The sequence below is a fragment of the Kitasatospora sp. A2-31 genome, assembly GCF_022288725.1.
Lineage (GTDB): Bacteria > Actinomycetota > Actinomycetes > Streptomycetales > Streptomycetaceae > Kitasatospora.
Window position 1 is genome coordinate 191,192 of record NZ_JAKNTA010000012.1, and the last position, 19,767, is coordinate 210,958.

Annotated in this window: 12 protein-coding genes and 2 pseudogenes; 12 read left to right on the forward strand and 2 right to left on the reverse strand. The window is 74.0% G+C overall.

Annotation, left to right across the window (positions count from 1 at the left end):
• Nucleotides 1-114: 114 nt before the first annotated feature.
• From MCM47_RS29570 to MCM47_RS29580, 3 genes are all read left to right on the forward strand, one after another.
• Nucleotides 115-1,698, forward strand: coding sequence for an NAD(P)/FAD-dependent oxidoreductase (locus MCM47_RS29570; protein ID WP_238864742.1), 1,584 nt, complete (start codon nt 115-117; stop codon nt 1,696-1,698).
• A gap of 316 nt (nt 1,699-2,014) precedes the next feature.
• A complete protein-coding gene (locus MCM47_RS29575) occupies nt 2,015-2,629 on the forward strand; it encodes a TIGR03086 family metal-binding protein (protein ID WP_238864743.1) in 615 nt (204 codons plus the stop codon).
• A gap of 183 nt (nt 2,630-2,812) precedes the next feature.
• Entirely contained in the window at nt 2,813-3,382 is a 570-nt protein-coding gene (locus MCM47_RS29580; protein WP_238864744.1) for an NADPH-dependent FMN reductase, read from the forward strand.
• A gap of 147 nt (nt 3,383-3,529) precedes the next feature.
• Here MCM47_RS29580 and MCM47_RS29585 read toward each other — a convergent pair whose 3' ends face one another.
• Nucleotides 3,530-3,889 (reverse strand): zinc ribbon domain-containing protein YjdM, encoded by a 360-nt coding sequence (locus MCM47_RS29585; RefSeq protein WP_238864745.1) that lies wholly within the window; start codon nt 3,887-3,889, stop codon nt 3,530-3,532.
• 147 nt (nt 3,890-4,036) lie between these two features.
• On the opposite strand from MCM47_RS29585, the gene MCM47_RS29590 reads away from it, so the two are divergent.
• The 5 genes from MCM47_RS29590 (at nt 4,037) to MCM47_RS29605 (ending at nt 8,765) form a co-directional block, all read left to right on the forward strand.
• Nucleotides 4,037-4,567 carry a GNAT family N-acetyltransferase gene (locus MCM47_RS29590; RefSeq protein ID WP_238864746.1) on the forward strand — a complete coding sequence of 177 codons (531 nt, stop codon included), beginning with the start codon at nt 4,037-4,039 and terminating at the stop codon, nt 4,565-4,567.
• Nucleotides 4,568-4,788: 221 nt separating this feature from the next.
• Entirely contained in the window at nt 4,789-4,893 is a 105-nt protein-coding gene (locus MCM47_RS44160) for a hypothetical protein (RefSeq protein ID WP_374209230.1), read from the forward strand.
• A gap of 326 nt (nt 4,894-5,219) precedes the next feature.
• On the forward strand, nt 5,220-6,617 hold the full coding sequence (locus MCM47_RS29595; protein WP_238864747.1) for an FAD-binding oxidoreductase: 1,398 nt from the start codon (nt 5,220-5,222) through the stop codon (nt 6,615-6,617).
• Nucleotides 6,618-6,910: 293 nt separating this feature from the next.
• Nucleotides 6,911-7,981 carry a serine hydrolase gene (locus MCM47_RS29600; RefSeq protein WP_238864748.1) on the forward strand — a complete coding sequence of 357 codons (1,071 nt, stop codon included), beginning with the start codon at nt 6,911-6,913 and terminating at the stop codon, nt 7,979-7,981.
• 292 nt (nt 7,982-8,273) lie between these two features.
• A complete protein-coding gene (locus MCM47_RS29605) occupies nt 8,274-8,765 on the forward strand; it encodes a DUF1269 domain-containing protein (protein WP_238864749.1) in 492 nt (163 codons plus the stop codon).
• Between the two features lie 54 nt (nt 8,766-8,819).
• Here the strand turns inward: MCM47_RS29605 and MCM47_RS29610 are convergent, their stop codons facing one another.
• Nucleotides 8,820-9,569: a DUF1963 domain-containing protein gene (locus MCM47_RS29610; protein WP_238864750.1), complete on the reverse strand. Its 750-nt coding sequence runs from the start codon at nt 9,567-9,569 to the stop codon at nt 8,820-8,822.
• 1,072 nt (nt 9,570-10,641) lie between these two features.
• On the opposite strand from MCM47_RS29610, the gene MCM47_RS29615 reads away from it, so the two are divergent.
• The 4 genes and pseudogenes from MCM47_RS29615 (at nt 10,642) to MCM47_RS29625 (ending at nt 19,738) form a co-directional block, all read left to right on the forward strand.
• The gene (locus MCM47_RS29615; protein WP_308222506.1) at nt 10,642-11,364 is read left to right on the forward strand and encodes an AfsR/SARP family transcriptional regulator; all 723 of its coding nucleotides are present in this window, start codon (nt 10,642-10,644) and stop codon (nt 11,362-11,364) included.
• A gap of 605 nt (nt 11,365-11,969) precedes the next feature.
• Nucleotides 11,970-16,832 (forward strand): annotated as a pseudogene (locus tag MCM47_RS29620) (acyltransferase domain-containing protein); the annotation flags it as partial.
• Nucleotides 16,833-17,074: 242 nt separating this feature from the next.
• Nucleotides 17,075-17,266: pseudogene (locus tag MCM47_RS44165) on the forward strand (hypothetical protein); the annotation flags it as partial.
• 99 nt (nt 17,267-17,365) lie between these two features.
• Nucleotides 17,366-19,738: a type I polyketide synthase gene (locus MCM47_RS29625; protein ID WP_374209231.1), complete on the forward strand. Its 2,373-nt coding sequence runs from the start codon at nt 17,366-17,368 to the stop codon at nt 19,736-19,738.
• Nucleotides 19,739-19,767: the final 29 nt, after the last annotated feature.

Here is a 19,767-nt window from a genome sequence, read left to right on the forward strand (position 1 = left end):
TCCGGTCCTGGCCCGCAGCCCTCTCCGGTCCTCGCCCGGCCGGCCGCGGGGCGGTGCCGACCGGGGCCCGCACGCCTGGTTCCCCGGGCCTCCCCGGTGCCGTAGCGTGGCCGCGTGAACGCGAACTCGTCCGCGCGGCACGACGCCGTGATCGTCGGTGGTGGGCACAACGGGCTGGTGGCGGCGGCGTACCTCGCCCGGGCCGGCCTCCGGGTGCTGGTGCTGGAACGGTTGCCGCAGGTCGGCGGAGCGGCGGTGTCGGCCCAGGCGTTCGCGGGAGTGGACGCCCGGCTGTCCCGCTACTCGTACCTGGTGAGCCTGCTGCCGCGGAAGGTGGTGCGCGACCTGGGGCTCCGGCTCGACCTGCGGCGGCGCCGGATCTCCTCCTACACGCCCGTTGTCCGGGACGGGAAGCCCACCGGGCTGCTGGTGGACGCCTCCGACCCGGGCCGGACGCGGGAGTCGTTCCGGGCACTGACCGGGGCGGACCGGGAGTGGGAGGCATGGCAGCGCTTCTACGGGACGACCGGACGGATCGCCCGCCGGCTGTTCCCCACGCTCACCGAGCCGCTGCCCTCCCGCGCCGAGCTGCGCCGGCTGGTCGCGGACGACGCCGCCTGGGAAGCCCTGTTCGAACGACCGCTCGGCGAGACGATCGAGCGGACCTTCGCCGACGACCTGGTGCGCGGCGTGGTGCTGACGGACGCGCTGATCGGCACCTTCACCCACGCCCACGACCCCGCGCTGCGGCAGAACCGCTGCTTCCTCTACCACGTGATCGGCAACGGCACGGGCGACTGGGACGTCCCGGTCGGCGGGATGGGCGCGGTGACCGGCGCACTGGCCGAGGCGGCGCGGGCGGCCGGCGCGGAGATCCGGACCGGCTGCGAGGTCACCGCGATCGCCACCGACGGGAACGGCGACGCAGAGGTGACGTACCGTCATCATGACGGCGAGGAGACGGCGGTGGGCCGGCGGGTGCTCGTGAACGCCGCCCCGGCGGTACTGACCGGCCTGCTCGGCGAGGAGCCCGGTCCGGGGCCGGCGCCCGAAGGCGCCCAGCTGAAGGTCAACATGGTGCTGCGCCGGCTGCCCCGGCTGAGGGACACCGCCGTCGATCCACGGGACGCCTTCGCCGGCACCTTCCACATCGCCGAGGGCTACCGGCAGTTGGAGACCGCCTACACGGAGGCGGAGGCCGGGCGGATCCCCTCGGCGCCGCCGTCCGAGATCTACTGCCACACCCTGACCGACACCTCGATCCTCGGGCCGGAGGCCGTCCGGCAGGGGTTCCAGACCCTGACGCTGTTCGGACTGCACATGCCCGCGCGGCTGTTCGCCGACCCGGCGGCCAAGGAGCGCGCCCTGGCGGCGAGCCTGGCGCAGCTCGACGCGGTCCTGGCCGAGCCGATCGCCGACTGTCTGGCGACCGACGACGCCGGGCGCCCCTGCGTGGAAGCCAAGACGCCGCCGGACCTGGAGCGGGAGATCGGCCTGCCGGGCGGGCACATCTTCCACCGGGACCTCGAATTCCCCTTCGCGGCAGGGAGCCCGGACGGTGCCGCGGCGCGCTGGGGTGTGGCGACGGCGCACCCGAACGTGCTGCTGTGCGGCGCAGGAGCGGTCCGCGGCGGAGGCGTCAGCGGCATCCCCGGGCACAACGCGGCGCAGGCGGTGCTGGAGGAACTGGCCGGCTAGCGCTGCTCGAACCGCCCGGCCGGGCGACCGCCGGACCTGTCGGCCTGCCGGCGGACCCGTCGCCCTGCCCGCGGCCCCGTCGGCCTGCCGGCGGACCCGTGGGCCTGCCCGCGGACGGACACGGCGGGTGACCGATCCGGTGACCGAGTGTCCACCGGATCGGTCCAACTCCCCCGCCGGCAGGCCGAACTGAACGCCCAGGGTGGCACGGCGGTCACCGTCCGCCGTCACCGCGGACCCTTGGCCCGGAAGCCTGGCATGTCACTCCCCGTAGCGGTTTACTGGAGTGAGCAGGGCAGGAAAGGGAGGCCCGGCGATGGCTTGCCCACACCCGTACGGATTCCACACCGAAGTCCGCGAGCAGTACGCGACGGCCGGGGCGGAGGTGACCCGTCTGGTGCAATCCGTCACCGAGGAGCAGTGGGCGGCGCCAACCCCGTGCCGGGACTGGGACGTCCGCAACCTGGTCAACCACCTCGCAGCACAGCACCTCTGGGTCTGCCAGGCGGTGGCCGGCTACGCCCCGGAGCAGATCGGCCGCCGTTTCGAGGGCGACGTCCTGGGCCGCAACCCCCTCGGCGTGTGGACGATGGCCGTCGACACCGCCGTTCGCGCCATCAACCAGCCCGGCGCCCTGGACCTGCTGGTCCACGTGCCGTACGGGATGCGCGATGTGGGCGGCTACGCCCGCGAGTTGACCGCCGAGACCGTCGTGCACAGCTGGGACCTCGCCCGGGCCCTGGGCGAGCGCGGCCCCATGCCGCCGGGCGCCGCCCGGTACGCGCTCGCGGAGTTCCGGAACTACCGGAACCTCGCCGGCACCGGCCGGTTCGACCCGCCGCGCACCACCCCACCGGGCGCCGACGCCCAGGAGCTGCTGCTCGCCTTCACCGGCCGCGACCCGCAGTGGTCCGCCGAACGACTCCGCTGACCACCGGCGCACCGTCCCGTCCGTCTCGCCCGTCCCGCCCGTCCCGTCCTCGACGGCGTCGGAAGCACCCACGAGAACCCGGCGGCGACAGCGCGGCCGGCTGTGGCACGACACCGTGTCACAGCCGGCCGCGCCGTCTCGTCCCAGAAGGTGCGACACCGACTCGGAAGAGGAGAACGTGGGATGACGAAGATCGGCATCATCATCGGCAGCACCCGGCCGGGCCGGAACGGCGAGCAGGTCGCCGCGTGGGTGCGGGAACTGGCCGAACGGCACGCGGGCGACCGGGCGTCCCTCGACGTGCTCGACCTGAAGGAGTTCGACCTTCCGCTGCTGGACGAGCCGCTTCCCGCGCTCGTCGCGCCGGGCGGGAAGCCGCACACCGTCCGGTGGGCGGAGCGGGTCGGCGCCTGCGACGCGTACATCGTCGTGACGCCCGAGTACAACTGCGGCGCCCCGGCGCCCCTGCAGAACGCCGTCGACTACCTGTACCGGGAGTGGACGCGCAAGGCGGTCGCGTACGTCGGCTACGGCTCCTTCGGCGCCGTACTGGCGGTGCAGGAGCTGCGGGCGCAGGCCGGCCGGCTGCAGATGGCGGACATCGGGCCGCAGTTGGCGCTCTCGCTGCGGGAGGACTTCGTCGACTTCACGAAGTTCGAGCCGCGGGAGCAGCACGTCGGGGAGTTGCAGAAACTCGTCGACGAACTGCTCGCGTGGAGCGCCGCACTGGCCCCCCTGCGCGCCGCCGCCTGACCGGACACCCCGGACCGGCGCACCCTGCCCCGGCCTCCGCACGAGGAGGCCGGGGCAGGGCTTCACTGCGCCAGGCACAGCCTTCCCGCACGCCTACCGCAGCCCGCCGCACCGCCGAGGCCGGCAACGATCGGGCCCTGGCGCGGATCAGGCCTTCTTGACCACACTCGACTTGAGCTGCATGGCGCCGAAGCCTTCGATGCGGCAGTCGATGTCGTGGCCCTCGACGCCGTCCACCAGGCGGATGTTGCGCACCTTGGTGCCCGCCTTGATGCCCGAGACGCTGCCCTTGACCTTGAGGGCCTTGATGACTGTCACGGTGTCGCCGTCGGCCAGCACGTTGCCGACCGCGTCCTTGATCACCCGCTCGCCGGCCCCGGCGGAGGAGGCCTCGCCGCCGTCGCCGGGCATCCACTCGTGGCCGCACTCGGGGCAGACCATGAGGCCGTTCATCTCATAGGTGTACTGGCCCGCGCACTGCGGGCACGGGGGGAGTTCGTCGCTCATGCTTTCAGGATATCCACGCCGGGAGGGCGTTTCCCGTGGTCAGGGGGTACGCGGGCCCACAGCGCACCCTCTCCGGACAGCTCGGCCGCCAAGCCGGGCCCGCGAAAACCCGTGGCTCCGACGAGCTCACGATGCTAGCAATGTGACATGCTACAAGGCGCCCACATCACCCTCCGAGCCCGGCACGAGACCGACGTCCCCGTGCTCCAGGCCGAGCTCTACGACGACGTCGCGACCCGCTCACGGGCCGACTCCCGAGCCTGGCGGCCCATCCCACCGGGGTCGACGCAGTCGCCGTACGCGGTCTCCGGGGCCTCCGACGAGGCCGCCTGCTTCTCCGTGGTCGAGACGGCCTCGGGGGAACTGGCCGGCGAGGCCCTGCTCTGGGGCATCGACACCCACAACCGGACCGCCCACCTGGGCATCGCACTGCGGCCGGCCCACCGGGGGCGCGGGTTCGCCGCGGACGTCCTGCGAGTGCTCTGCCGCTTCGGCTTCACGGTCCTCGGCCTGAACCGGCTACAGCTGGAGACCCTCGCGGACAACGCGCCGATGGTCCGCGCCGCCACGGCGGCCGGCTTCACCACCGAGGGCACGCTCCGCCGCTCGGCCTGGGCCTGCGGGGAGTTCGCGGACCAGGTGGTACTCGGACTGCTGGCGGAGGAGTGGCGGGGCTGAGCCGGCCACCGCGGGGCGGCGGGCGACCCGGTCCGGGTCACCCGCCGCTCGGCCTGCCCTCCGACGGCACTCTGCGCACCGGCGGACGCTGCGTGTCCACTCGTGACAACCAGCTCGGCTGGGGCACTCCGCTCGCCATCATGGACTGCACCGGCGCTGCCGGTCAGATCTGGACGCTGCGAGGCGACGGCTCGCTGTAAAACCCCACCGCCAACGCCTGTCTGGAGCTGCCCGGCTGGAACGACGCCAACGGGACCGTCCCCGGTCTCTGGCAGTGCAACGGCAACGCCAACCAGCGCTGGAAGCTCTACGTCAGCACCGCCTGACGGCCCTCGGCTGATACAGGTCACACACACCCCGGGCTCGCGACGCAACCCCCGTCGCGGGCCCGGACCCTTACCCGTCCAGCACTCAGCCTGCGTCCGCACCCCTCGAGACCGGGCGGACGGTCTCGGTCTGGGCCTGCGGGGAGTTCACGGACCAGGTGGTACTCGGACTGCTGGCGGAGGAGTGGCGGGGCTGAGCCGGCCACCGCGGAGCGGCGGCGAGCCGGGACAGCCTTATGTCAACGCCATTGACCTTGAGGTCGGCCCGGCGGTCTGATGGCGGCATCCGGAGGCCCGAACCCCCACGCACCGAAGGAGCCACCCCCATGGCCGACCCCGTCCACGCCCTCCAGGACGCCCAGCCCGTACCGTTCTGGCTGGACGACCCCCGGCGGCCCACCCCCGCCCCCGCCCTGGTCGGGGACGTCCGGTGCGACCTGCTGGTGGTCGGCGGCGGCTACAGCGGCCTGTGGACCGCCCTGATCGCCAAGGAGCGCGACCCCGCCCTGAACGTGGTGCTGATCGAGGCCCAGGAGGTCGGCTGGGCCGCCTCCGGCCGCAACGGCGGCTTCTGCGAGGCCAGCCTCACCCACGGCCTCGCCAACGGGCACCAGCGCTGGCCCGGCGAACTCGCCACCCTGGAGCGGCTCGGCGCCGCCAACCTCCAGGCCATGGAGGACACCGTCGAGCGCCACGGCATCGACTGCAACTGGGAGCGCACCGGCTCCCTCGTCGTCGCCACCGAGCCGTACCAGGTCGAGGGCCTGCACGAGTTCGCCGAACTCGCCGCCCGGTACGGAAGCCGGCCCGACGTCCTCGACCGCGAGGCCGTCCGCGCCGAGATCGACTCCCCCACCTTCCTCGGCGCACTCTGGGACCGCGAGGGCGTCGCCATGCTCAACCCCGCCCGCCTCGCCTGGGGCCTCAAGCAGGCCTGTCTCGACCTGGGCGTGTGCATCCACGAGCACACCCCGGCCACCGGGCTCACCGACTCCCCGCGCGGGATCACCGTCCGCACCCCGTACGGCCGCGTCGGCGCGCGCCGCGTCGCGCTCGCCACCAACGCGTTCCCCTCGCTGCTGCGCCGCCACCGCCCGTACACGGTGCCGGTCTACGACTACGCGCTGATGACCGAACCGCTGACCGGGCAGCAGCTCGCCTCGGTCGGCTGGAAGCACCGCCAGGGCTTCGCCGACAGCGCCAACCACTTCCACTACGTCCGGCTCTCCGCCGACAACCGCATCCTGTTCGGCGGGTACGACGTCGTCCACCAGTTCCGCAGCCGGGTGCGGGCCGAGCGCGACCAGCGGCCGGAGACCTTCGCCACCCTCGCCCGGCACTTCTTCCGGACCTTCCCCCAGCTGGAGGGCGTCCGCTTCAGCCACGCCTGGGGCGGCGCGATCGACACCTGCACCCGGTTCAGCGCCTTCTTCGACCTCTCGCACGGCGGCCGCGTCGCCTACGCCGCCGGCTTCACCGGCCTGGGCGTCGGCGCCACGCGCTTCGGCGCCGAGGTCATGCTCGACCTGCTGGCCGGTGCCCGCACCGAGCGCACCGCACTGGAGCTGGTCCGCCGCAAGCCGCTGCCGTTCCCGCCCGAGCCGGCCCGCTCGATCGGCATCGGCATCACCCAGTGGGCCCTCACCCGCGCCGACGCCGACGCCGGCCGGCGCAACCTCTGGCTGCGCACCCTGGACCGCTGCGGCCTCGGCTTCGACAGCTAGGGGTGCAACCGGCAAGGCCCGCCGGGTCTCCGACCGTGGGCCCGCCGCCGGGACTTCGCCCTGCACAGAGGGTGAGGGCCAGGAAGGCCGGGGGTGCGGAAAACCGCCCTACCGACCCGGGTGGCAGCACGATGGCCGACCGCGCGGCCGCCCGGCACGCTGGACGCGAACAGGACGGACACCACGAACAGGGGCGATCGATGAGGGCACGCGCGAGGGCCGCAGCACTGCGGGTGGGAATTTGTGCGTTGGCGGTGTTGGGGTTCCTCCCGGCTGCGGCCGTTGCGGAGCCGGTGCCGGCATCGCAGTCCGCCGGCCTCAGGGAGGGCATCGAGCAGGCGGTCGCGGACGGCTTCCCCGGAGTCGTGGCGTACGCCAGGCGCGGAGGGCTGGAGTCGCGGGTAGCGGCCGGCCTCGCGGACACGGCGACCGGCGAGCGGGCCCGGCCGGACCAGCGGTTCCGGATCGCCAGCAACACCAAGGCGTTCGTCTCGACGGTGCTCCTGCAGCTGGAGGGCGAGGGACGGCTCTCACTGGACGACAGCGTGGAGAAGTGGCTGCCCGGCGTAGTCCGGGGGAACGGCGACGACGGCCGAGCGGTCACCGTCCGGCAGCTGCTCAACCACACCTCGCGCATCTACGACCCGACCACCGAGCCGGCGTTCTTCGCGCCCTACCTGGAGCGCCATGACTGGGACTACGTGTACACCCCGCGGGAAGTGATCGCCCGTGCCGTCCAGCACGAGCCGCTGCCCGGCCGCGGCTGGGCTTACTCCAACACCAACTACCTGCTCGCCGGTCTGGTGATCGAAGCCGTCACACACCACAGTGCACCCGCCGAGATCCACCGGCGGATCCTCGCCCCGCTCGGCCTGAAGGACACCTCCTTCCCACTGACCGACCCGACCATTCACGGCCCTCACCTGCACGGTTACGACCTCAAAGGACAGGACGTCACCCGGTTCAGCCCGTCGTACGACTGGACCGCCGGCGCCATGATCTCCACGGTCGACGACCTGGCCCGGTTCCACCGCGCCCTGTTCACCGGCAAGCTGCTGCGCCCCGCCCAGCAGCGCGAACTCCTGACCACGGTGCCCACCCCCGGCCCGGCGGCGTACGGACTCGGCGTTCAGTACCTCGACCTGCCCTGCGGCTCGGGGCCGGACGCCAGGCGGATCGGTGTCTGGGAGACCGACGGCGGAGGCCCCGGCTTCACCAGCGTTTCGCTCACCACCGTGGACGCTGAGCGGCAGCTGGTCCTCGTCGGCAACGTCTTCGATCTCGGGGCCGATCTGAGGCGCGAGCAGAGCGCCCCGCGGAGCATGGGACTGGTGAAGGCGCACGTGGCAGCCCTGTGCGACTGACGCGGTGCCATGACACCACCGGCGACATCACCGTCGGCGCCGCCGCCGGCGTCTCCGCCACCCTGGACGCCGGCACCGCCCACGGCCGCATCGGCAACGGCCTGCGGAACGACGGCAGCGCCGGACTCGACGTCCGTGCCACCACCTCGCACGGCGACATCACCGCCCGCGCCCCTGACGACACCTCGACGGGTGGGCCGCCCGGGTGGACCGCTTCGTGTGGCGGCGTCCGGGGGCCGGGCCGAGGATGGAGGCCGTTGTGCGTGTCCGTCCGTCGAGACCGGAGGTCGAAATGGCGACCCTGACGGTGTGGCGTTTCCCCACCGCGAGCGGGGCCGATGAGGCCCTCGACACCCTGAAGCGGCTGCAACGCCAGGAGCTGATCAAGGTCCAGGACGGCGCCGTGGTCAGCTGGCCCGAGGGCGCCCGCAAGCCCAAGACCCGCCACCTGAGCGACATGACCGGCATGTGCGCCCTGGGCGGCGCGTTCTGGGGCTTCCTCCTCGGCATGATCTTCTTCGTCCCCGTGCTCGGCATGGCGGTCGGCGCGGCCTCGGGCGCGCTGGGCGGCCACCTCGCCAACTTCGGCATCGACGACGCCTTCATCAAGCAGGTGCGGGAGAAGGTGACGCCCGGCTCCTCCGCGCTGTTCGCGCTGACCACGGACGCCGTCCTCGACCGGATCAGGGCCGAGTTCGAGGGATGGCACGCCGAGCTGCTGGAGACCAACCTCTCGGCGGACGAGGAGGCCCGTCTGCGCGAGGCCTTCACCGAGGGCGAGTAGCCCGCGCCCCATGCCCCCCGGCCGGCGCCCCCTCCGGCCCGGGCCACGGGCTCGTCAGCACTGCCAGAGGAAGGCGGCTCCGGCACAGGGTGCGCAGGCGAAGGCGTAAGCCGTGCCACCGCCCCCGAAGTTCATCGCGGTGATCGGGTCCGGTCCCTCCTGGAGCTGGGCGACGAAGGACATCGGGCGGGCGCAGGAGGAACAGGACGGGGTCTCGTCGTACTGGAGCCAGTCCGGGTCACCGCCGAGCCGGCCGAGCACGGCCGACGTCGCACGACCGGTCCTCGCCGCCCACGCCGCGCGGGCCCGGCCGTAGTCGGGGTCCTCCTCGCACGCCAGGCCGACGGCCCGGGTCGTACCGAGGAACAGCACACTCTCGTCCGCGCGCTCGTCGTCCCCGTCGTCGTCCCCGTCGTCGTCCTCGGCCTCTTCGAGCCCGTCCCCGGAGCCGCCCTGCCGGGGCAGCGGTATCGGCTGGAGGCCGTCCACCGGGAAGACCAGCGCCTGGTTACCCCCGGAGGACGCGTCCCAGTCCGCGCACTCGCCGGGGGCGTTCTGGCAGGCGAACAGGGCGAGCACTCCGCAGTGCGCGCTCGGGCCGCCCCCGCCCCCGCTCCCGCCGCTGTCGCTGTCGCTCTCGCGGTCGAGGTCGTCCAGGACGATCTGTGCGAGGAACTGCATCGGTCCGCCGCAGGAGGAGCAGTAGGGCCACGCGGTCCCCTCCGGTGCCAGCGGCCCACCGCCCACGCGGGTGACCACCGCATCCGCCTCGATCGGCCCGCCGTCGATCATCAAGGTCGTCATGGGCGGGACTCTAGGCGAGACCCCTGACAGGCCCGTCGGCCCGCAGCGCGACGGCACGCGGGCTGGGCTGCGCGCGGGTCACGCGCTGGCGCGTGACGGGGCGACGTTTCGGAGTCCGATGAGTCCAACAATCGGCTTGTTCCGGACGGCAGGCAGGGCGTCGGAGCAGGCTCGGTCCGGCGGAGACGGCCTGGTCGGAGCCTGGTCGGAGCCGGATCGGGCGGTGTCCGGGCGGCCGGCGGCCTTCTCCGCGCCGGGGTGGTTCGACCTGCCGGCAGGGGACACCAACTGTCACGCCGCAGTTACCCGTTGACAGCATCGGGAGCTCTCCGCGGGACCGGTGGGCGCCGGTCCGGGGAGGCTGTCGAGCGGTTCCCGTCAGCCTCCGAGGGAGCGGCCGGAGTTGCCGAAATCACCATGCCGACGGGTTTGGGAGCCGCCGCGGACATCCCTTCCAGGTCACTGCGGCGACGGGATCCGGACACCGCCGAACACGCCGCCGCGGTGCCCGCCGCTCGGCGGGACGCACCAGAGGAATTCGGCCAAATACGACTCCGGGAGGCGCAATCCGAGTGCTGCCCGGCACGCCCGGAATCGGGTTGCCGCCGCGGCGCCGGTCGGCCTCCCGTCGGGGCGCAGCACAGGAGGACGTACGGGCGGGACCGGGGCGCCGGATGTCCAGGCTTCAAATGCCCGCGGCTTTCGGCGGATGAGGCCGAGTCACGCCCGGAACCGCCGCTCGGGGGGTTGTCGTCGCAGCTCAGGAGCGGTAGCGCGAGCGGCCGCGGCGCCGGGGAAGTCCCTCGACGGGCGGCGGCGAGCCGGTATGCGGGCGTGCCATACCAAACCCGAGCGCGAGGAATCCAGACCTGAGTTCGGGAGGATTTACAAGTACTCTGTCACCGACAGTCCGAGAACGTGTGCGGCTCCATGGGATCTCCCCCGGCATCAGGATCTTGCCGACAGGTGGTCGACGACGTTTCTGCGGTACTCGGGGTGACTTGTGGCGGAGGGGCACGCAGTGATTTTCAGTGTTCTTGGCCCGTTAGGGGTTCAGGCCAACGGAAGGCCAGTGAATCCGGGGTCGGCGCGCCAGCGGGCGGTATTGACCGCCCTCCTTCTGACGCCCGGCCAGCCGATGACGGCGGAACAGCTCACCGAGGCCGTCTGGCCGCGGAACCCACCGAACGACGTCATGGCGAACCTGCACAGCTACGTGTCGAACCTCCGGCGCCTGCTGGAGCCGAACCGGCCGCCGCGCAGCCGGGACACGGTCCTGCGGCGGGAGCCCACCGGTTACGTGCTGACGGTGGACGACGACAGCATCGACGCGTTCCGCTTCGAGCGGCTGCTGCACGAGGGCCGGCGGCAGCTCCAGGCCGGGCTGCACCAGAACGCGCGCCGGACCCTGGAGCGGGCGCTGGCACTGTGGCGCGGGTCCGCCTACCCCGAAGTGAGCGACTACGCGATGGGCGCGCAGGCGGCCTCGCGCTTCGAGGAGTTGAGACTCCTGGCGCTGGAGAGCCTCTGGGAGGCCGCGTTGGCCGAGGAGCGCGACTTCTCGATGATCGCCGCCGAACTCCCCGCACTCGCCATGCGGTTCCCCGCCCGGGAACGGTTCAGCTGGCTGTTGATGAAGGCGCTCTACCGGTCCGGCCGCCGGGCCGAGGCGATCGACGCCTACCACCGGACGCGCCGGACACTGGCGGAGGAGTACGGCGTGGACCCCGGCCGCGAGTTGCAGGAGCTGTTCGCCACGATCCTGCGCGGCGAACGCCTCGCCGGTTCCGCCTGAACCACCGTCCGGCACCCCTGCGCGGGGTGCCGGACGACGCGTCACCCCGGCAAGTTCCCCGCGGACGGCCCGGTCGGCGGCGGGCCCCGCGCCCGTCCGCCGACCGGGCCGTTTCGGTTTGCTGGATTGACATGGATATGCCAGTCAAGACCTTTGGCAACTCTTTGTCGTGTCCGCGTCCTCGCAGGTCGGGACGGTTGTCCGAAGCCGCTCCAAGAAGGCTCCAAGTCGGATCCAAGTCCCCTCCAAGTCACCGCCAAGACGCCACCAAGAAGCCCCTGGCAGGGTGCTGCTCGATGAGTACGTAGATCAACACGAGGCGGTCGCCACCACGCCGGGCACGGCGGGACGCAGCCGCCGCGAAGGCGCGGACGGCCCGCCGGAGGAGGGGAAGGCACCGCTACCGACGCACCCGGGACGCACCCCGCCCCGGGCTGCCCACCGCGCCGGACGTCGCCGCCCGGCCGACCGCGCACCGGTCGGTTCGCGGGTCGGCCCGATCACCGGACACCCGGCCGCAGTTCGCGGCGACCACACCGCACGCGCCATCACCTGCCCCGGCGGACCGGGCAGGCGCCGAGACGAAGAGGAAAGCCGAGTACGCCGTGGACCAGACGAGGTGTGAGGACGGCCCCGTCGCCGTCGTCGGACTGTCCTGCCCGCCGTCCGGACCCGCCGCCGACACCCGGGGGCACGACGGCCCCGACGGCGGCGCCGCCTTCTTCGGCGTCCCGGCCGAACGCGCCGCCGGGTTCCGCCCGGCCGACTGGGCCGCGCTGGAACTCGGGTGGGCCGCCCTGGAGGACGCCGGGATCGTCCCCGCCGCGCTGCGCGGGAGCCGGGCCGGCGTCTTCCTCACCACGTCGGCCGGGGACCGCGCCGCGGAGCGCCTCGCCACCGTCCTGGACCTGCGCGGCCCGCAGACGGTGGTCGAGCCCTCGGCGTCCGCCGCCCGGGCGGCCGTCGCGCTGGCGGCGGCCAGCCTGCGGCGCGGTGAGTGCGACCTCGCCCTCGCCGGCGACGGCAGCACCGTCCTGGCGGTGCTCCGGCGGCTGCCGGAGGCACGACGCGCCGGGGACCGGATCATGGGCGTCGTCACCGACGCCGCCCCGGCGCCGGGCGGCGACCCGCTCGCCCTGATCGGCGCCCTTCCCGCGGAGGCCGTCGCCGAGCAGGCCGTCGCCGAACAGACCGTGGCCGCTGAGGACCGCGCCGGCCAGGCCACGGAGGCACAGTCCTCCGACGCCCAGCCCGCCGACGCCCAGCCCACGGAGGCGGCGCCCGCTCCCCCGCGGCCGCTGGCCACCCCATTCACTCCGCTGGTGCTCTCTGCCCGCAGTGACGCCGCCCTGCGCGCCACGGCACGGGCACTCCAGGAGCGCCTCGTGGTCGACCCCGAGCTCCGGATCACCGACGCCGGCCTCTCCCTGACCACGACCAGGACGGCGTTCGAGCAGCGCGCCGTCCTGGTCGCCGACGGCCGCGAGGACGCGCTGCGCGGCCTGCGCGCCCTCACCGAGGGCGAGTTCGGCCCGCTGCTGGTCCGCGGCACGGCCGCCACCGGGGCCGGAACGGCGGGCGCCGCCACCGGCGCGGTCTTCGTCTTCCCCGGCCAGGGCACCCAGTGGCCAGGCATGGCACTCGACCTGCTGGAGTCCTCGGAGGTGTTCCGGGAGCACCTGGAGGCGTGTGCGGACGCGCTCGAACCGTACGTCCCCTGGTCACTGACCGACGTGCTGCGTGGAACGCCGGGCGCCCCGGCCCTGGTCCCGGTGGACGTCGTCCAGCCCGTCCTGTTCGCCGTGATGGTCTCGCTCGCCGCACTCTGGCGCGCCTGCGGCGTGGAGCCGGCCGCCGTGGTCGGCGCCAGCCTCGGCGAGATCGCCGCCGCCCACGTCGCGGGCGCGCTCACCCTGGACGACGCCGCCCTGGTGGTGGCGCGGTGGAGCCAGGCCCAGGCCGGCGCAGCCGGTCAGGGTGACCTGGCCTCCGCCCTGCTCCCGCGCGAGCAGCTGGCGGCTCGGCTCGCCCGCCGGACCGCCGACCCGCAGCTCGGCCGGGTGGACGTCGCCGGGACCAACGGCGCGCAGTCCGTCCTGTTCTCCGGCGACCGAGCCGCCGTGGACGCCCTCCTCGCCGAGCTGACGGCCGACGGCGTCACGGCGAAGAAGCTGAGCAACGGGCTCGCCGCGCATTCGCCCGGCCTGCGCCTGGACCGCGCGCGCCTGCTCTCCGAGCTCGCCGGCATCCGCCCGCACACCTCCGCCGTCCCGTTCTACTCCTCGCTCACCGGCGGCCTGCTCGACACGGCCGGGCTGGACGGGGCGTACTGGGTGGAGAACATCACCAACGAGATCCGGTTCGAGGACGCCACCCGCGCGTTGCTGGCCGACGGACACCGGACCTTCCTGGAGGTCGCCCCGCACCCCGGACTGCTCGGAGGCCTCCAGGAGACCCTGGAGGACACCGGACTGGCGGACGACGCCGCCGTGGTCGGCACGCTCCGCCGCGACCAGGGCGGGGCCGACCGGCTGCTCGCCTCGATGGCCGAACTGCACGTCCGCGGCACGGCGGTGGACTGGTCCGCCGTCCTCGCCGGCTCCGGCGCACGGCGGGTTCCGCTGCCGACCTACCCGTTCCGCGCCGCCCTGCCGGCCACCGCTCGGTCGGACGCCGGCCGGTCGGACGCCGAACAGCGCCGTTGGGTCGGCGAGTTGGTGCGTGCCGAGATCGCCGCTCTGCGCGGTCCCGGGACGGCGGTGGAAGCCCACGGCGACCGGTCCTTCCGCGACCTCGGGTTCGACTCCGCCACGGCGGTCGAGCTGCGCAACCGGCTGTCGGCGGCGACCGGACTGAGGCTGCCGCTGACCCTGCTCTTCGACCACCCGACGCCGGAGGCCCTGGGCCGGTACCTGCTCACCGCGCTGTCCGGTGGCCAGGACCCGACGTCCCTCGCGGCCACGGCGCCCACCGCGTCCACGGCGTCGGCCGGCGCGGACGAGCCGATCGCGATCGTCGCGATGGCCTGCCGGTTCCCCGGCGAGGTCCGCAGCCCCGAGGACCTGTGGCAGCTCGTCGCCGACGGCCGGGACGCGATCACGCCGTTCCCCGACAACCGCGGCTGGGACGTCGAGGCGCTGTACGACCCCGACCCGGAGCGGAGCGGCCACACCTACGCCCGGGAGGGCGGCTTCCTGCGCGACGCGGACCGGTTCGACGCCGCGTTCTTCGGGATCAGCCCGCGCGAGGCCCTGGCGATGGACCCGCAGCAGCGGCTGCTGCTGGAGACCTCCTGGGAGGCGTTCGAACGCGCCGGTATCGACCCGGCGTCGGTGCGCGGCAGCCGGACCGGTGTCTACGTCGGCGCGATGACGCAGGACTACGGCCCGCGCATGCACGAGGCGGGCGGCGGCGTCGAGGGTCACGTGCTCACCGGTTCGACGGTGAGCGTCCTCTCGGGCCGGCTGTCCTACGTGTACGGGCTGGAGGGCCCGGCGATCACGGTCGACACGGCGTGCTCGTCCTCGCTCGTCGCGCTGCACCTGGCGGCGCAGGCGCTGCGGAACGGCGAGTGCTCGATGGCGCTCGCCGGTGGGGCGGCCGTGATGGCCGCGCCGGGCATGTTCGTGGAGTTCAGCCGCCAGCGCGGCCTCGCCCCTGACGGCCGCTGCAAGGCCTTCGCCACCGCGGCGGACGGGACCGCCTGGGCGGAGGGCGTGGGCGTCCTGCTGCTGGAGCGGCTCTCGGACGCCCAGCGCAACGGGCACCGGGTGCTCGCCGTCGTGCGCGGCTCGGCGGTCAACCAGGACGGCGCCAGCAACGGACTCTCCGCGCCCAACGGGCCCTCGCAGCAGCGGGTCGTCGAGGCGGCGCTGGCCGACGCCGGGCTGACGGCGGCGGACGTGGACGCGGTCGAGGCGCACGGCACGGGCACCAAGCTCGGCGACCCGATCGAGGCGCAGGCGCTGCTGGCCACCTACGGGCAGGAGCGGCCGGCGGAACGGCCGCTCTGGCTGGGGTCGTTGAAGTCGAACATCGGGCACGCCCAGGCGGCGGCCGGGGTGGGCGGCGTGATCAAGATGGTCATGGCGATGCGCAACGGCGTGCTGCCGCGCACGCTCCACGTCGACGAACCGACGCCGCACGTCGACTGGTCGGCCGGGGCCGTGTCACTGCTCACCGAGGCGAAGGAATGGCCGGCCGGTGAACGCGCCCGGCGAGCCGCCGTCTCCTCGTTCGGGATCAGCGGGACCAACGCGCACGTCATCCTGGAAGAAGCACCGGAAGGCAACGAGGCCAGGACCAACTCCGTTCCAGCGGTGGTGCCGTGGGTGCTGTCGGCGCGGGACGAGCGGGCGCTGCGCGAGCAGGCCGGGCGGTTGCGGGCGGCCGTCGAGGCCCACCCCGAATGGGAACCGGCCGCGGTGGCCGGGGCCTTGGTGGCGGGCCGATCGGTGTTCGAGCAGCGGGCCGTGGTGATCGGCGAGAACCGTGCCGAACTGCTGAGCGGCCTCACGGCCCTCGCCGACGGCACCACCGCCCCCGGCCTCCTCCAGGGCCACGGCACCTTCGACCGTCCGGTGTTCGTCTTCCCCGGCCAGGGCTCCCAATGGATCGGCATGGGCGCCGAACTCCTCGACACCTCTACCGTCTTCGCCCACTGGATCACCCAGTGCGAAGCCGCACTCGCCCCCCACGTCGACTGGTCACTCACCGACGTCCTGCGCGGCAACGACGACCTCACCCGCGTCGACGTCATCCAACCCGCACTCTTCGCCGTCATGGTCTCCCTCGCCGAACTCTGGCGCTCCCTCGGCATCGAACCCGCCGCCGTCATCGGCCACTCCCAAGGCGAAATCGCCGCCGCCACCATCGCCGGCGCCCTCTCGTTGGAAGACGGCGCCCGCGTGGCGGCCCTGCGCAGCCAAGCCATCCTCGCCATCAGCGGCCACGGCGGCATGGCCTCCCTTCCGCTGGCCCAGCAGGACACGGCCGAACTCCTCACCCGCTGGGACGGACGCCTGACCATCGCCGCCCACAACGGCCCCACCACCACCGTCATCGCCGGCGACCGCGACGCCCTCGACGAACTCCTCACCCACTGCGAACAGCACGACATCCGCGCCCGCCGCATCGACGTCGACTACGCCTCCCACAGCCCCCACGTCGAAGCCATCCAAACCCAGCTCGCACAGAAGCTCGCCGGCATCACGCCGAAGACAGCCACCATCCCCTTCTACTCCACGGTCACCGGCACCCCGATCGACACCACCCAACTCGACGCCGACTACTGGTACACCAACCTCCGCCAGACCGTCCGCTTCACCGACGCCACCCATGCCGCCCTCACCGACGGCCACCACGCCTTCATCGAAACCAGCCCCCACCCCGTCCTCACCATGGCCGTCCAGGACATCAGCGAGGACACCGACCGGCAGGCACTCGTCGTCGGCTCCCTGCGCCGCGACGAAGGCGGCCTCCGCCGCCTCCTCACCTCCCTCGCCGAAGCCCACGTCCACGGCGCCACCCCCACCTGGCCCACCAACCCCCCCCCCCCCACCCCCTCGACCTGCCCACCTACCCCTTCCAACGCGAACGCTTCTGGCTCGACGCCCCCACCCCGACCGGCGACGTCACCACCGCCGGCCTCACCCCCGCCAACCACCCCCTCCTCACCGCACTACTCCCCCTCGCCGACGGCGACGACGTCATCCTCACCGGCCGGATCTCCCTCACCACCCACCCCTGGCTCACCGACCACGCCGTCTTCGGCACCCCCCTCCTCCCTGGCACTGCCCTCGTCGAACTCGCCCTCCAGGCCGGACGCGGACTCGACTGCGAGCACCTCGAAGAGCTCACCCTCGAAGCCCCGCTGACGCTCACCGAGCGACCCGCCACCCGTCTCCAGGTCCGTGTCGGCGCCCCAGACGCGACCGGACGGCGCCCCCTCACGATCCACTCGGCCCGGGACACCGACGACTGGACCCGGCACGCCACCGGCGTGCTGGCCGCCGACGGCCCGGCGGTGCCGCCGACCGCCTGGCAGACCCCGCCGGCGGCGTTCGAGCCGGCCGGTACGCTCTACGACCGGCTGGCCGACACGGGCTTCGACTACGGCCCGGCGTTCCAGGGGCTGCGCGCCTTCGGCCGGCGCGGCGACGAACTGCTCGCCGAGGTCGTCCTCCCGCCCGAGCGGCACGGCGACGGCTTCGGCCTGCACCCCGCCCTGCTGGACGCGGCCCTGCACGTCTGCCTGTTGGAGGGCGCGAGCGGCGTCCGCCTGCCGTTCTCCTGGTCCGACGTCACCGTCCATTCCGTCTCCGCCACATCGCTGCGGGTCCGGCTGACGCCGACCGGCCCGGACACCGTCTCGCTGCTGGCGACCGACGAACGGGATCGCCCGGTCGTCTCGGTCGGTGCGCTGACGCTGCGGCCGGTCACTGCCGAGCAGTTCAGCGCCGCGGCCCACGGTCATCGCGACTCGCTCCACCAGGTGGAGTGGGTGCCGGTGCAGCCCGCCGCCCCCGCGGCCGCCGAAACCGCCGCGCCGCTCCTGCTGGACGCCGATCACGCCGGACACGCCGCGTCCGCAGATCGCCCGGGTTTCGCCGAGCTCGCGGGCCTGCTCACCGCCGTCGCCGCCGGTGCCCCGGTGCCGGAGACGGTCGTGGTGCCGTTCCTTCCCGGCGCCGAGCCGACGGCGGCAGCCGTCCACGCGGCGGCCGCCGGCGCGCTCGGCCTCGTCCAGGCCTGGCTGGCCGAGGAGCGGCTGGCCGCCTCCCGTCTGGTGCTGCTCACCCGCGGCGCCGTGGCGACGGACCCGGCGGACGACGTCGCCGACCTGGTGTACGCCCCGCTCTGGGGTCTGCTCCGGTCCGCCCAGTCGGAGAACCCCGGCCGCTTCGTCCTCGCCGACACCGACGAGCACCCCGACTCCTATCCGGCGCTGGTCCGGGCCCTCGCCTCCGCGGAACCTCAACTGGCCGTGCGCGCCGGGCGGGTGTCCGCCGCCCGGCTGGCCACCGTCCCGCCGAACGCGCCGGAGGCCGCGGGCCCGTTCGGCCCGACCGGCACGGTGCTGGTGACCGGCGGGACCGGCCTGCTCGGCGGCCTGTTCGCCCGCCACCTGGTCACCCGGCACGGCGTGCGGCACCTGCTGCTGCTCAGCCGGCACGGGCTCGCCGCCGACGGAGCGGCCGAACTCCGTGACGAACTCACCGCCGCGGGCGCGCAGGTGACGGTGGCGGCCTGCGACGCCGCCGACCGGGACGCGCTCGCCGCCGTCCTGGCCGCGGTGCCCGCCGAGCAGCCGCTGGCCGGCGTGGTGCACACGGCCGGCGTGCTGGACGACGGCGTGATCACCGCCCTGACCCCGGACCGCGTCGCCGCTGTGCTGCGGCCGAAGGTCGACGCGGCCTGGCACCTCCACGAGCTGACGCGCGGGAGCGAGCTGCGGGCCTTCGTGATGTTCTCCTCGGCCGCCGGCGTGCTCGGCCAGTCCGGCCAGTCGAGCTACGCGGCTGCCAACGCCTTCCTCGACGCCCTCGCGCAGCGGCGCCGGGCTGCCGGCCTGCCCGCGCAGTCCCTGGCCTGGGGCCTGTGGGCGGAGGCCGGCGGGATGACCCGGCACCTCGCCGAGGCCGACCTCGTGCGGCTGAGCCGTACCGGCCTCGCGGCCATGCCCTCCGACCAGGGTCTGGCCCTGTTCGACGCCGCCCTGCGGACGGACCGGCCGGTGCTGGTGCCCGCCCGGCTGGACACCGCCGCTCTGCGCGCGCAGGCCGAGGTGCCGCCGCTGCTCCGCGGCCTGATCCGCACCCCCAGGCGCCGCGAGGCCGTCGCCACCGGGACGACGTCGTTCCGGGAGCGGTTCGGCGGGCTGTCGCCGGAGCAGCGGGCCCGCGCCGTGCTCGACCTGGTCCGTGCCCATGTCGCCGCCGTCCTGGGCTACGCCTCGCCGGACCGGGTCGAACCGGACCGCGGCTTCCTCGACCTCGGCCTCGACTCGCTCACCGCTCTCGAACTGCGCAACCGGCTCGGAGCGGAGGCCGGGCTCCGGCTGACCGCCACGCTGATCTTCGACCACCCGACCCCGGCGGCCGTCGCCCGGCACCTGGAGGCCGCGGCCTTCCCGCCGGAGGAGGCGGCCGCGGAGCCGGACCCCGCGGAGGTCGGCGAGGACGAGTTCCGCCGGGCCCTGGCGGCGATCCCGCTCGACCGCTTCCGGGAGGCCGGGCTGGTCCGCACGCTGCTCCAACTCGCCGACTCCGCCGACGGATCCGCCGCGGTGGACGACGACGAGGAGGAGCACGGAAGCGCGCTCGACACGATGGACCTGGAGAGCCTCGTCCGGGTCGCCCTCGGTGACAAGTGACCACTACGCACCACGTCTCAACGGCTCGG

Coding starts and splice junctions, on each gene's coding strand:
- MCM47_RS29575 (WP_238864743.1), top strand. CDS start 2,015: ATGGCTTGCCCACACCCGTACGGATTCCACACCGAAGTCCGCGAGCAG.
- MCM47_RS29580 (WP_238864744.1), top strand. CDS start 2,813: ATGACGAAGATCGGCATCATCATCGGCAGCACCCGGCCGGGCCGGAAC.
- MCM47_RS29585 (WP_238864745.1), bottom strand. CDS start 3,889: ATGAGCGACGAACTCCCCCCGTGCCCGCAGTGCGCGGGCCAGTACACC.
- MCM47_RS29590 (WP_238864746.1), top strand. CDS start 4,037: ATGCTACAAGGCGCCCACATCACCCTCCGAGCCCGGCACGAGACCGAC.
- MCM47_RS29595 (WP_238864747.1), top strand. CDS start 5,220: ATGGCCGACCCCGTCCACGCCCTCCAGGACGCCCAGCCCGTACCGTTC.
- MCM47_RS29605 (WP_238864749.1), top strand. CDS start 8,274: ATGGCGACCCTGACGGTGTGGCGTTTCCCCACCGCGAGCGGGGCCGAT.
- MCM47_RS29610 (WP_238864750.1), bottom strand. CDS start 9,569: ATGACGACCTTGATGATCGACGGCGGGCCGATCGAGGCGGATGCGGTG.